Raw genomic sequence first — 13,131 nt, 5'->3', positions numbered from 1 at the left:
GCTTGCACAATTGCTGTGGGAGCGAGCCTGCTCGCGAAGGCAGCAACACCGATCTGAAGCTTTGCACTACCCAGCCCCAAGGCAACCCGGCAAAATGCCCGACATGAATTCAGCCCCCGCCCTGCCCGTCTGCTGCACGCCCCTCGATGACCATTGGCCGCTGCCGTTTGTGCTGCCCGATACGGTCCTGTTGAGTACTCACTTCGATAGCGCCCAACTGACCAGCGATGATTTTCAGCGCAGCGCCGTCGAAGCGCCGGCGAGCATCCAGCGCTCGGTCGCCAAACGGCAGGCGGAGTTTCTTGCCGGACGGGTGTGTGCCCGGGCCGCGTTACAGCGGCTCGAAGGTTTGAGCTTCATTCCGGCCATCGGTGAAGACCGGGCACCGGTCTGGCCTGCTCATATCACTGGCTCGATCACCCACAGCACTGGCCGGGCCTCGGCGATCGTGGCGAACAAAAGCCATTGGCGCGGCCTGGGCATGGATCTGGAAAACCTGCTCAATGCTGAACGGGCCGAACGTCTGGCCGGGGAAATCCTCAATCCGCCGGAGCTACAACGCATGGCGGCAGGTGGTCACGATCAACGGGCATTGCTGGTCACTCTGACCTTCTCGGTCAAGGAAAGCCTGTTCAAGGCCCTCTATCCGATCGTTCAGCAACGCTTTTATTTCGAACACGCCGAAGTGCTGGAGTGGCGTGAGTCGGGTGAGGTGCGGTTGCGACTGCTCACTGACTTGTCCAGCGAATGGCGCAACGGCACCGAGCTGGATGCGCAGTTCGGGGTCAAGGATGGGCAGTTGTTGAGTCTGGTCAGCATCAAGGCCTGAGGTTTATTGGCGCCTGTCAGGCCGCCATCGCGAGCAGGCTCGCTCCTACAGGGATTTGTGGCGTGACATAGATCCAGTGTGGGAGCGAGCCTGCTCGCGATGGGGCCGCAACAGACAACACAAGGCTCAACGCTTCTCCTGATTTCTCGGCCAGCTCAAGCTAAAACAAGCCCCGCCAAGGCTCTTGCTCTTGCCGATCAACGCCCGCCCGCCATGCCAATGGATGATTCGCCGCACGATCGACAACCCCAATCCATGCCCGCCTGACGCCCGGGTGCGGCTGTCGTCGAGTCGCAGGAACGGCGTGAAGATTTTCTCCCACGCCGACTCCGGCACACCTGGCCCGTCATCCTCGATATCCACCCGGCATCGCTGCTGCCCCACCTGATAACTGATAGTCACCCGTGATTGCGCATGGCGCATGGCGTTGCTCACCAGGTTCTGGATCGCCCGGTGCAGATATCGCGGTTCGGCTTCGACCCAGGCATCGTCGTTATCGGCGGCCGACAGGCACAAACCTCGCAGTACCGTGACGTCGGCGCGCAACGGCGCCAGTTCTTCGATCACCTGATTGACCAAGGCATCCAGATCGATCCGCTGAAAGTTCAGCGCCGGCGACCCCTGTTCGAGCCGCGCATAGGTCAGCATCTCGTCCACCAGCCGGTCGAGGTCCTCGATGTCGTGGTCCATGCCCTGGCAGTATTTTTCCAGGGCTTGCGGCGTGGTGGCCGAACCGACCATCTCCAGGCCAAAGCGCAGGCGGGCCACCGGCGTGCGCAATTCGTGGGACACCGCGCGCACCAGTTCGCGCTGGATCGCCAGCAACTGCTGCAAGTGCTCGGCCATGCCGTTGAACGCCGAGGCCAGCCGCCCCACAGAGTCCGCGCCGCGCGCCGGCACGCGGGTTTCCAGGCTGCCCTTGGCAATGCGCGTGGCGGCAGCTTCGAGGCCACGCAAGCGTCGCTCCAGCTGACGCACCAGCAGATAGACGATCAAACCGATCAGCGTCAGGCCCAGCGCAGCAATCAGCACCAGCCATTCCGGCGGATAAGGATTCATCTGATACAACGGACCGATTTCCAGGACCCACGGCGTGCCGACCATGCCGGCGAACACCCGGATCGAATCGCCGCCCTTGCCCAGCGCCATCACAGTGTCGCCCTCGGACACCCGGCGACGCTGGTCTTCGTCCATGTCCGCCTCGTCAACCGTGACCAGACGCAGGTCGAAACCGAAGCCCTTGTCTTGCTTCAATTGCGCCAGGCGCATGGGCTGGTCGGCGACCGGGGTGCGCACCAGTTCATCGGTCAACAGGTAGATGGTCGCCCGGGCCAGTTGCTCGCTGATCTGCTGCACTTCCCCGGTGAGCATCAATTGTTCCTTGTCGCTGACCAGCTTGTACACCTTCGCCGCATGCGGGCCGGTCTGTTCCACCAATGCCTGGCCGCGCAACACACGGGTGCGCTGGGTCAGGTCGAGGTCGGTCTCGGCAAAGCTTTTCAGCGCCAGCGGAATGCCCAGCAGCCGCTCCCACACCAGCAAGGCCCGGTGGCGCTCGGTCTGGTTCATCGGTTGCAGGTTGTCGGCCATCAGCGAGAACGTGCCGTGGGCCAGGCGTTCGCGGTATTGCTCGCTGCGCACCTGATTGAGCAGGTGCAACGCCAGCACACCGAGCACCGCCACCAGAATCAGCGCAGCACACATGCCGCCATAGATACGCAGGAAGATCGAGTTCACAGGGTCTGGTCTACGCAAGCCTCGGGGACGAACAGATAGCCTTTGCTGCGCACGGTCTTGATCAGCCGTGGATGCTCCGGGTCATCGCCGATCTTCGGGCGGATACGCGAGATGCGCACATCGATGGAGCGGTCCTGACCGTCATAGCCGATGCCCCGCAGTGCGGTGAAGATCTCTTCCCGGGAAAGAATGCGCCCGGCATTGGCCACCAACAGCCAGAGCAAGTCGAATTCGGCGCTCGTCAGCTCGATGCCGTTGCCCTGCAACCAGGCTTCGCGCAAGGCGTTGTCGACGATCAACGGACCGAACTGGAGTCGCCGCTGTTTTTCCGGGGCGATTTCGGGTGCTTCACTGCGACGCAGCAGGGCCTGGATGCGCGCCAGCAACAGACGCGGGCGTACCGGCTTGCAGACATAGTCGTCAGCGCCGAGGTCCAGGCCGAGAATCTGATCAGTGTCATCGGTGCGGGCGGTGAGCATCAGGATCGGGCCGTCATAGCGGGCGCGGACCTTGCGGCAAATGCTCAGGCCATCTTCGCCGGGGAGCATCAAGTCGAGGATCACCAGGTCCGGTTGTTCCTTGATGATGCGGTTCGCAGCGAGCCCACCATCGCCTTCGATCGAAACACGCAGGCCATTGGCTTCCAGGTAATCGCGGGTCAGTTCAGCCAGTCGCTGGTCGTCCTCCACAATCAATACCTGCCAGGCTTCTTGCTCCACGGGTGACCTCTACTTGCCAGAAACACTCATAAGGAAGGATCCGCCCGTCTTTTTGTGATGATTCGGGGGGACAAATATGTATACACGCTGGGCCGATTGTATAAACGCCGCCCGTCGAGAACACAAGCGGGTAAATGCGTTCGGAGGACGCGGTTTTTTGTGATAGGGTTCGCGCCCTTAAAAATCCGCCGAAGCATTTTCGATCATTGAAAAATGCTGAAAAAAGGTCCGGTCCAGCAAGGTCGCGGCCTACACGCCGGTTCCCTCTTTCACACACAATTTACGCACAGGTTTATCCACAGGCAGTACGTTGCAATCGCCCCCCAAAACGCATTATCTTGTAGCCCGGCGCTAAAAAAACCCTAGATGTAGGGTTTTTCGCTAAAAAACCAAACACAAACCAGACACCAATTTCAAGCGCTTTTATTGCCTCTGTCCGGTTGAACCATACGTATTTTCGAAAGACCAAACCGCGCATGCGGATGGCTACTGTATTTCGGCCCCGAGTGGTGAAAACGGTACGGGTGTTGCAGTTCCAACTGTCACCTGCAATGGACCAAGGTTTCAGGCCCAAGGCGTGAGACCAAAGACTTCGGCATGGAAGCGGCGCCCGATAAAGCCCCCTTCCTACTGTCCCGAAGTCGTTATGCCCGGCACTCGCCGGTTGTAGTGCTTCAGGACGGAACGGTGGGCACCGTGATGGTGCCCAAACAAACATAGAGAATGTGGAGACACTCCCCCATGCAAACCGACACAACTCGCGAGAACCCGCAGGGCACCTTGCCGCAGGCCGCTGATTCGAATTCGGATCTGTCCGCCACCGCGCCTGGCCAACTGCGCGTGATCAAGCGTAACGGCACTGTCGTTCCCTACACCGATGACAAAATCACCGTCGCCATCACCAAAGCGTTCCTCGCAGTTGAAGGCGGCACCGCTGCTGCCTCGTCGCGAATCCACGACACCGTTGCCCGCCTGACCGAACAGGTCACCGCGACCTTCAAGCGTCGCATGCCTTCGGGCGGCACCATCCACATCGAAGAAATCCAGGACCAGGTCGAACTGGCCCTGATGCGTGCCGGCGAGCAGAAAGTGGCCCGCGACTACGTGATCTACCGTGACGGTCGTTCGAAAGAACGCGCTGCCCACGCACCGGCCGAAGAAGCGGTCAACGCTCACCCGTCGATCCGCATCACCCGTGCCGACGGCAGCCTGGCGCCGCTGGACATGGGCCGCCTGAACACCATCGTCACCGAAGCGTGCGAAGGCCTGGAAGAAGTCGACGGCGATCTGATCCAGCGCGAAACCCTGAAGAACCTGTACGACGGCGTAGCCCTGAACGACGTCAACACCGCCCTGGTGATGACTGCCCGTACCCTGGTTGAACGCGAGCCGAACTACTCGTTCGTGACCGCGCGCCTGCTGATGGACACCTTGCGCGGCGAAGGCCTGGGCTTCCTCGGCGTCGCCGAAAGCGCCACCCACCACGAAATGGTCGACCTGTACGCCAAGGCGCTGCCGGCCTACATCGCCAAAGGTATCGAGTTCGAACTGCTGAACCCTGTGCTGGCCACCTTCGACCTGGAAAAACTGGGCAAGGCGATCAACCACGAGCGCGACCAGCAATTCACCTACCTGGGCCTGCAGACCCTGTACGACCGTTACTTCATCCACAAGGATGGCGTGCGTTTCGAACTGCCGCAGATCTTCTTCATGCGCGTGGCCATGGGCCTGGCAATCGAAGAGAAGCACAAAGAAGACCGCGCGATCGAGTTCTACAACCTGCTGTCGTCCTTCGACTACATGGCTTCGACCCCGACCCTGTTCAACGCCGGCACCCTGCGTCCGCAGCTGTCGAGCTGCTACCTGACCACCGTTCCGGATGACCTGTCGGGCATCTACGGCGCCATCCACGACAACGCCATGCTGTCGAAATTCGCTGGCGGCCTGGGCAACGACTGGACGCCGGTGCGTGCGCTGGGTTCGTACATCAAGGGCACCAACGGCAAATCCCAGGGCGTCGTGCCGTTCCTGAAAGTAGTGAACGACACCGCCGTAGCGGTTAACCAGGGCGGCAAGCGCAAAGGCGCAGTCTGTGCCTACCTGGAAACCTGGCACATGGACATCGAAGAGTTCATCGAGCTGCGCAAGAACACCGGTGATGACCGTCGTCGTACCCACGACATGAACACCGCCAACTGGATCCCGGACCTGTTCATGAAGCGCGTCTTCGATGACGGCAAGTGGACCCTGTTCTCGCCGTCCGAAGTACCGGACCTGCACGACCTGACCGGCAAGGCCTTCGAAGAGCGCTACGAGTACTACGAAGCCCTGACCGAGTACCCGGGCAAGGTCAAGCTGTTCAAGACCATCCAGGCCAAAGACCTGTGGCGCAAGATGCTGTCCATGCTGTTCGAAACCGGCCACCCATGGCTGACCTTCAAGGACCCGTGCAACCTGCGCAGCCCGCAGCAGCACGTCGGCGTGGTCCACAGCTCGAACCTGTGCACCGAGATCACCTTGAACACCAACAAGGACGAGATCGCCGTTTGCAACCTGGGCTCGATCAACCTGCCGAACCACATCGTCGACGGCAAGCTGGACACCACCAAGCTGCAACGCACCGTGAACACCGCCGTGCGCATGCTCGATAACGTGATCGACATCAACTACTACTCGGTGCCGCAAGCGAAGAACTCCAACTTCAAGCACCGTCCGGTCGGTTTGGGCATCATGGGCTTCCAGGACGCTTTGTACCTGCAGCACATCCCTTACGGTTCCGACGCTGCCGTCGAGTTCGCCGACAAGTCGATGGAAGCGGTCAGCTACTACGCGATCCAGGCGTCCTGCGACCTGGCCGACGAGCGCGGTTCGTACGAGACGTTCCAGGGTTCGCTGTGGTCCAAAGGCATCCTGCCGCTGGATTCGCAACAGATCCTGATCGAGGCCCGTGGCCAGAAGTACATCGATGTCGACCTGAACGAATCCCTGGACTGGGCACCGGTTCGCGCCCGTGTACAGAAAGGCATTCGTAACTCGAACATCATGGCCATCGCACCGACCGCGACCATTGCCAACATCACTGGCGTTTCGCAGTCGATCGAACCGACCTACCAGAACCTCTATGTGAAATCGAACCTGTCGGGCGAATTCACCGTGATCAACCCGTACCTGGTTCGCGACCTGAAGGCTCGCGGTCTGTGGGATTCGGTCATGATCAACGACCTGAAGTACTACGACGGTTCGGTGCAGCAGATCGAGCGCATCCCGCAAGAACTCAAAGAGCTCTACGCGACCGCGTTCGAAGTGGACACCAAGTGGATCGTCGACGCGGCCAGCCGTCGTCAGAAGTGGATCGACCAGGCTCAGTCGCTGAACCTGTACATCGCTGGCGCTTCGGGCAAGAAGCTTGACGTGACCTACCGCATGGCCTGGTACCGTGGCCTGAAAACCACTTACTACCTCCGTGCCCTGGCCGCGACCAGCACCGAGAAGTCGACCATCAACACCGGCAAGCTGAACGCTGTTTCCAGCGGCGGCAACCACGGTGACGACTCGGTCCTGGCAGCGCCTGCCGGTCCTGCTCCAGTGCCGAAGGCTTGCGCCATCGACGAGCCGGATTGCGAAGCTTGCCAATAAGCTGAGCCCGTAAGCACCGAAAGGCGCTTACCCGAAACCCCCGATCAGCCTCTGGCGGGTCGGGGGTTTTCTTTTGCCTGTCTGTAGGAGCGAGCTTGCTCCGGGCGGCGATCCGACGATGGTCTTGAGGGCGCCGCGTGTATCCAGACAACGCGCGTTATCGTTGACGACCATCGCGAGCAAGCTCGCTCCTACAGGTTTTCGCCACCCACACAAAAAAAAGCCCCTCTGATGAGGGGCTCCTTGCACAGCACAATCGAGCATCAAGCCATCTGAATGATGGTCTGCATGATGGTGCTCTGGGTGGAGATGGTCTTGGCGTTCGCCTGGTAGTTGCTCTGCGCCTTGATCAGGTCGACCAGCTCGTTGGTCAGGTTGACGTTGGACTCCTCCAGGGAGTTGGAAACGACTGAACCCAGGGTGCCGGTCTCCGGCGCATCGTAGCCCGGGATGCCCGACGCGTAGGTTTCTTTCCAGCTGGTGCCGCCTACCGGCTGCAGGCCTTGTTCGTTGGTGAAGCTGGCCAGGGAGATCTGGCCGATCGGCTTGGTCTGGTTGTTGCTGAAGTTGGCCAGCAACACACCGCTGCCGTCGATGGTCAGGTTGGTGATCTGGCCAGTGGCGTAACCGTTCTGTGCCGGAATCGAACGCGCGGTGTCGGCGTTGAACTGGGTGGTGCTGGCCATGGCGATGGTCAATCCGGCCGGATCGGCTGCGGCGCCGTTGGCTGTCCAGACGCCATTGGTGACACTGCCCGGGGTCCAATTGGTGATTTTCAGGTCACTGCTGATCACCGAAGTCGGTGGCGTGGTTGGCGGCGTTACCGGCGTGCTGACCGAAGTCAGTTTGCCGGTGGAATCGAACGACATGGTCGAAGCAACCGGAGCGGTAACGGTAGGATCACTGCCATCCGGGTTGCGACCATCGATCAGCGTGTAGGTGTCCCACGTGTTCGCTCCAGTCTTGACCATGTATTGATCCATGGTGTGCTGGTTACCCTGGGTATCGAAGATCGGGGTGCTGAACGATTTGGTAAAGGTCTCGGTCTTGGACGGGTCGAACTTGTTCGCCGCAACCGTCTGGTCGATCACCGCCGAGGTGGAGTTCAGGTTGATCGTCGACGACACGGTGCTGGTGGATTTCGGTGCCAGGTTGGAGGTGTCGATCCGCAGGTCGGTCAGCACGCCATTGACGATCTTGCCGTTGGAGTCCACACCGTAACCTTGCAGGCGGGCCGTACCGTCGCTGTTGGTGACGTAGCCTTCCTTGTCGGTCTTGAATGTACCGGCACGGCTGTAGGTCAGCGAACCGTTGTTGCTCAGGACGAAGAAACCATTGCCCTGGATACCCATGTCGAGCACGTTACCGGTGTTGCTTATGTCACCCTGGCCGAACTGCTGGGAAACGTTGGACAAGCGCACGCCATTGCCGACGGTCTTGCTGCCGGTGCCCAAGCGGGTCGCCGAGTACACGTCTTCGAATTCTGCACGTGACGATTTGAAACCGGTGGTCGCGACGTTGGCGATGTTGTTGCCGGTCACGTCCAGTTGTTTATTGGCTGCATAGAGACCGCTAAGGCCGATATTGAAAGACATCATCCACTCCTTTGTGCCGTGTTAGTCGGCTCTACATACCAATGGTTTGAACTTTGGACAGGGCAACGCTGCCCAGCCCGGCCAGGTTGAGCATCAACTCACCGCCGGTCTGGCTGATGGTCACGCTGTTGACGGTCGCGGGCAGGTTGGTGATCAACGCGACGGACTGGCCATCGATCGTGCTCGTGGCACCGAAGGTATAGGTGCCCGCGGGTACCGTCTCACCCGCATCGTTCTTGCCATCCCAGATGAAGCTGGCATTGCCGGCCTTCTGCGAACCGAGGTCGATGGTGCGCACGGTCTTGCCGGCTGCGTCGGTGATCTTCAGGGTGGCGGACGCCACCGAAGACGGCACGACCACCGTGCCACTGAGGCTCTTGGTGGTGTCGACCACCGCCTTGTCGCCCGGCGCGATGACCGAACGGCCCACCAGCGACGATGCCTGCAAGGCCTGGGACGAGTTGTAGTTGCTGGCCAGGCCGCTCACGGTGTTGTTGAGCGTGGTGATGCCTTCCAGGCTGCTGAACTGCGCCAGCTGGGCCACGAACGCGCCGTTGTCCTGGGGCTCCAGCGGGTTCTGGTTTTTCAGCTGGGTCACCAGCAACTGCAGGAACGCATCCTTGCCCAGGGCCTGGTTGCCCGTGGCGCTGCCGGTTGCCGACGCGAGGCCGTCAGTCGTGGTGTTGGTCTTGATCGAGGAATTGGCCAGGATGTCGTTGAGGCTCAAACCGCTGGTGGAATCGGTAACACTCATCTGAGTCGTCCCTTATCACTGACCGAGGGTCAGGACCTTCTGCATCATGGTTTTGGCGGTGTTCATCATTTCGGCGTTGGTCTGGAACGAACGGCTCGCGGAAATCATGTCGGCCATTTCTTCCACCACGTTGACGTTCGGGTAGTAGACGTAGCCCTTGGCATCGGCCGCCGGATGGTTCGGCTCATAGCGCGCCTCGAGGTTGCTCTGGTCTTCGACCACACCCAGCACCTGCACGCCTTGACCGGCGGCATCCTGGCTCTGGAACAGCGAGTCGCTGCCGCCGCTCTGGCCGCCCTGGAACATGGTGGCAAATACCGGGTGACGCGCGCGGTAGGTCTGGTCGATGCTCGACGAAACCGTCTCGGCGTTGGCGATGTTCGAAGCGACGGTGTTCAAACGTGTGGTCTGGGCACTCATGCCGCTACCGGCAATGTTGAAAACACTGGATAGAGACATGGCTTACTCTCCGCGCAGGGCTGACACCAGCCCTTTGAATTTGCTGTTGATCAGGGTGAAGCTGGCCTGGAAGCCGATCGCGTTTTGCGCGTAGTTCGACTGTTCCAGTTGGGCGTCCACGGTGTTCTGGTCGATCGACGGTTGCATCGGCGTGCGATACAGCAACGACTCGTCGCCATTGCCCAGGCCTTCAGCTTCGATGTGACGGCTGTTGGTCATGTTCAAGGCGAAGGTGCCGTTCCTGGTTTTCTCGTTCTGCTCAGCGAGCACTTTCGAGAAGTCCAGGTCCCGAGCCTTGTAGTTCGGGGTATCGGCGTTGGCGATGTTGTTGGCCAGGACTTCGGCACGCTGGGCGCGGAAGCCCAGGGCCTGTTCGTGGATACCGAGCGCTTTATCGAAGCTGATGCTCATGTCGGGAAACCTTCGGGTGACCTGATTTTTCGTAGGATCAACTTAGCAAGCCCCATGCCAATTCAAAAAAGCCCGGAAACCGGGGCTTTGCCGGCCATGGCAACGCGGCAATGCCAGAAAAGCGGCAACGGTTTTCCGCCGCATGCCGCTTTTCTGCCGCTTGTCCTACGCAACACGCCCCCCCTGTAGGAGCTGCCGAAGGCTGCGATCTTTTGATCTTGATCTTCAAAAGCAAAGTCAAAAGATCGCAGCCTGCGGCAGCTCCTACCGTGATGCAAAAGCGCCCGGCATAAAAAAGGAGCCCCGAAGGGCTCCCGTTTTTATGCCGGGCGCTTTTGCATCACTTCGCCTGGTAAATGATCCCCGGACTGCACTGGACCATCTGGTAATGATCCGGCAACCCGTTCAGCGCTTCGGAAGCACCGAGGAACAGGTAACCGCCCCGCTTCAACGTGCTGTGGATGCGCAACAGGATGTCCTTCTTCACCTCGGCGGAGAAGTAGATCAACACGTTGCGGCAGAACACGATGTCGAACTTGCCCAGGCTCGCGTAGCTGTCCAGCAGGTTGAAGGAGCGGAATTCCACGCGGCTCTTGATCGGCGCCTTGATCGCCCAGCGTCCCGGCCCTTTCGGGTCGAAATAACGCTGCAGACGCTCGGGCGACAGACCGCGGCCGATGGCCAGGCTGTCGTACTCGCCGGTCTTGCAGTTGTTCAGCATGGTGCCGGACAGGTCGGTGGCAACGATCTGCACGCCCATGCGCAACTGGCCCATGTTGACCCGCTCGAACTCGTCGATGGACATCGACAGCGAATAGGGTTCCTGGCCCGACGAGCACGCCGCCGACCAGATGCGCAGACGCTGGCCGGGACTGGCCTTGATCGCTTCGGGCAGCACCTTGTTCTTCAGGACTTCAAACGGGTAGGTGTCACGAAACCATAGGGTTTCGTTGGTGGTCATGGCATCCACCACCTGCTCGCGCAAACCGCTGCGCGGCTGGGTCTGCATGCGCTGAACCAACTCACCCAAAGACTTGATGCCTTGCTGTTCCATCAGTTTGTTGAGACGGCTGGAGACCAGGTACTGCTTGTTTTCACCGAGCAAAATGCCACAGGCTTTTTCCAGGAATACCCGGAACTGTTCGAAATCCAAATTACCCGTAGACAATGATGCCGCCTCTTAAATCGTGTTGACTGCCAGGGGCGCGGGCCCCTGGCTGATATCTGCTGCCTTGATCCGGTCGACTACCCGGGATGCCAGGTCATCGGGACGGAATTTGGCCAGGAAGTCATCAGCACCGACCTTCTTGACCATCGCCTGATTGAATACCCCCGACAACGAAGTATGCAGGATGATATGAAGCTTTTGCATGCGCGGGTCGTTGCGGATTTCCGCCGTCAGGGTGTACCCGTCCATCTCCGGCATCTCGATGTCGGAGATCATCATCAGGAACTCTTCTTCCGGCTTCTTGCCCTCGTCGACCAGTTTGCGCAGGTAGTCCAGCGCTTGCCGACCGTCGTTCAACGCCACCACTTCGACGCCGACCGTTTGCAGGCAACGCGTGACCTGCTTGCGCGCCACCGACGAGTCATCGACCGTCAGCACACGCAACGAAAGCGCCTTGTGCTGGGTTTCGACATCCACCACGCCGACGGAAATCGCTTCCGGCGTCGGTGCCACTTCCGCCAGCACTTTCTCGACGTCGACGATTTCGACCAGCTGATTGTCGACCCGCGTCACCGCCGTCAGATAGTGATCGCGCCCGGTGCCCTTGGGCGGCGGATGGATCTCCTCCCAGTTCATGTTGACGATGCGTTCCACCGAGCGGACCAGGAAACCCTGGGTCTTGGTGTTGTACTCCGTGATGATCACGAAGGGATTGTGCTTGTCCTTCAACGCACCGGAGCCAGTCGCCATCGCCAGATCAAGGATCGGAATGGTCGCCCCCCGGATGTTCGCCACACCGCACACGACAGGACTGGACTTGGGCATCAGCGTCAGTTTGGGGCATTGCAGCACCTCCCGAACCTTGAACACGTTGATCCCGTACAGCTGCTGGCCGTCGAGACGGAACAACAACAGCTCAAGGCGATTCTGCCCCACCAGTTGCGTGCGCTGGTTCACCGAATCCATTACACCAGCCATGCCCAGACTCCTACACCAACGCCAAGTGTTGTTGCGACGCGCCTTCATCACTAAACGGCACGGCGCTTGCTTTTTTAATCGTTATGAACACAGAACCGACATTTTTCCGACGCCTGACCGCACTCTGCCGCAAATTGCCTGGCGTGCTGGCGGCCGTTTGCCTGTTCAACGCTGGCAGCCCTGCCCTTGCTGACGCGCTTACCTTGCCTGACATGCTTATCGGCGTCACCCAGGGCTTTCTTGAATTCACCGTAGAAGACTATCTGGCTACCAGCCAAACGGAAGGTCGCTACGAGATCCAGGTCAACCCGCTCGATCCGCGCATGCACATGCCCATGTGCGACAAGGAATTGACAGCAACCCTTGAGAGTCCAAAGCCGCTGGGACGGGTCACAGTCAAGGTCCGCTGCGAGGGCGCCTCCCCCTGGACCGTGTTCGTGCCCGCTCAAGTCCGCCTGTTTCGCGATGTCGTGACCAGCGCCCGACCACTGCGCCGCGCCAACATTGTCGAGCCTTTGGATGTGGTGCTGCGCGAACGCGATATCAGCCTCATCAGCCAGGGCTACCTGACCTCCCCAGACCAGGCGATCGGGCAGCGACTGACCCGACCAATGGTCGCCGACCAGGTGATGACCCTGGTGCATATCGAACAGGCCGAGGTCATCCGCAAGGGTGATCAGGTGGTGATTACCGCCCGCAGCGGTACGCTCAGCGTGCGCATGCCGGGCGAAGCCCTGTCAAACGGCAGCCTGAGCGAACAGATCCGGGTGAAGAACCTCAATTCCCAGCGAGTCATCAAGGCGCAGGTCATGGCGCCGGGGCAGGTGGAAGTGTCCATGTAAGAC

Annotated in this window: 11 protein-coding genes; 3 read left to right on the top strand and 8 right to left on the bottom strand. The window is 60.2% G+C overall.

The features are described from left to right. Window positions 1-103 precede the first annotated feature (103 nt). Entirely contained in the window at window positions 104-829 is a 726-nt protein-coding gene (locus C8K63_RS02690) for a 4'-phosphopantetheinyl transferase (protein ID WP_218279785.1), read from the top strand. A 126-nt stretch (window positions 830-955) separates the two neighbouring features. Here the strand turns inward: C8K63_RS02690 and C8K63_RS02685 are convergent, their stop codons facing one another. Together C8K63_RS02685 and C8K63_RS02680 are read right to left on the bottom strand one after the other, a co-directional pair. After that, on the bottom strand, window positions 956-2,566 hold the full coding sequence (locus C8K63_RS02685; protein WP_108215266.1) for an ATP-binding protein: 1,611 nt from the start codon (window positions 2,564-2,566) through the stop codon (window positions 956-958). Next, window positions 2,563-3,285 (bottom strand): winged helix-turn-helix domain-containing protein, encoded by a 723-nt coding sequence (locus C8K63_RS02680; RefSeq protein WP_108215265.1) that lies wholly within the window; start codon window positions 3,283-3,285, stop codon window positions 2,563-2,565. The genes C8K63_RS02685 and C8K63_RS02680 overlap by 4 nt, the downstream gene beginning before the upstream one ends. A gap of 741 nt (window positions 3,286-4,026) precedes the next feature. On the opposite strand from C8K63_RS02680, the gene C8K63_RS02675 reads away from it, so the two are divergent. Beyond that, entirely contained in the window at window positions 4,027-6,921 is a 2,895-nt protein-coding gene (locus C8K63_RS02675) for a ribonucleoside-diphosphate reductase subunit alpha (RefSeq protein WP_108215264.1), read from the top strand. A gap of 263 nt (window positions 6,922-7,184) precedes the next feature. Here C8K63_RS02675 and flgE read toward each other — a convergent pair whose 3' ends face one another. The 6 genes from flgE to C8K63_RS02640 all read right to left on the bottom strand — a co-directional run bounded on the left by flgE (window position 7,185) and on the right by C8K63_RS02640 (window position 12,286). Further along, on the bottom strand, window positions 7,185-8,516 hold the full coding sequence (flgE, locus tag C8K63_RS02670; protein WP_108215263.1) for a flagellar hook protein FlgE: 1,332 nt from the start codon (window positions 8,514-8,516) through the stop codon (window positions 7,185-7,187). A gap of 31 nt (window positions 8,517-8,547) precedes the next feature. Further along, window positions 8,548-9,270: a flagellar hook assembly protein FlgD gene (gene flgD / locus C8K63_RS02665; protein ID WP_108215262.1), complete on the bottom strand. Its 723-nt coding sequence runs from the start codon at window positions 9,268-9,270 to the stop codon at window positions 8,548-8,550. Window positions 9,271-9,285: 15 nt separating this feature from the next. Next, window positions 9,286-9,729: a flagellar basal body rod protein FlgC gene (gene flgC, locus C8K63_RS02660; protein WP_007980123.1), complete on the bottom strand. Its 444-nt coding sequence runs from the start codon at window positions 9,727-9,729 to the stop codon at window positions 9,286-9,288. A gap of 3 nt (window positions 9,730-9,732) precedes the next feature. Beyond that, window positions 9,733-10,140, bottom strand: coding sequence for a flagellar basal body rod protein FlgB (gene flgB, locus C8K63_RS02655; RefSeq protein WP_108215261.1), 408 nt, complete (start codon window positions 10,138-10,140; stop codon window positions 9,733-9,735). A gap of 340 nt (window positions 10,141-10,480) precedes the next feature. After that, entirely contained in the window at window positions 10,481-11,308 is an 828-nt protein-coding gene (gene cheR, locus C8K63_RS02645) for a protein-glutamate O-methyltransferase CheR (protein ID WP_108215260.1), read from the bottom strand. A gap of 12 nt (window positions 11,309-11,320) precedes the next feature. Beyond that, window positions 11,321-12,286 carry a chemotaxis protein CheV gene (locus tag C8K63_RS02640; protein WP_108215259.1) on the bottom strand — a complete coding sequence of 322 codons (966 nt, stop codon included), beginning with the start codon at window positions 12,284-12,286 and terminating at the stop codon, window positions 11,321-11,323. 83 nt (window positions 12,287-12,369) lie between these two features. Here C8K63_RS02640 and flgA point away from each other — a divergent pair, with 83 nt between their 5' ends. Continuing rightward, window positions 12,370-13,128: a flagellar basal body P-ring formation chaperone FlgA gene (flgA, locus tag C8K63_RS02635; RefSeq protein ID WP_108215258.1), complete on the top strand. Its 759-nt coding sequence runs from the start codon at window positions 12,370-12,372 to the stop codon at window positions 13,126-13,128. Window positions 13,129-13,131: the final 3 nt, after the last annotated feature.

The sequence above is a fragment of the Pseudomonas sp. GV085 genome, from assembly GCF_003050925.1.
Lineage (GTDB): Bacteria > Pseudomonadota > Gammaproteobacteria > Pseudomonadales > Pseudomonadaceae > Aquipseudomonas.
This window is presented reverse-complemented; position numbering and strand designations above follow the sequence as displayed.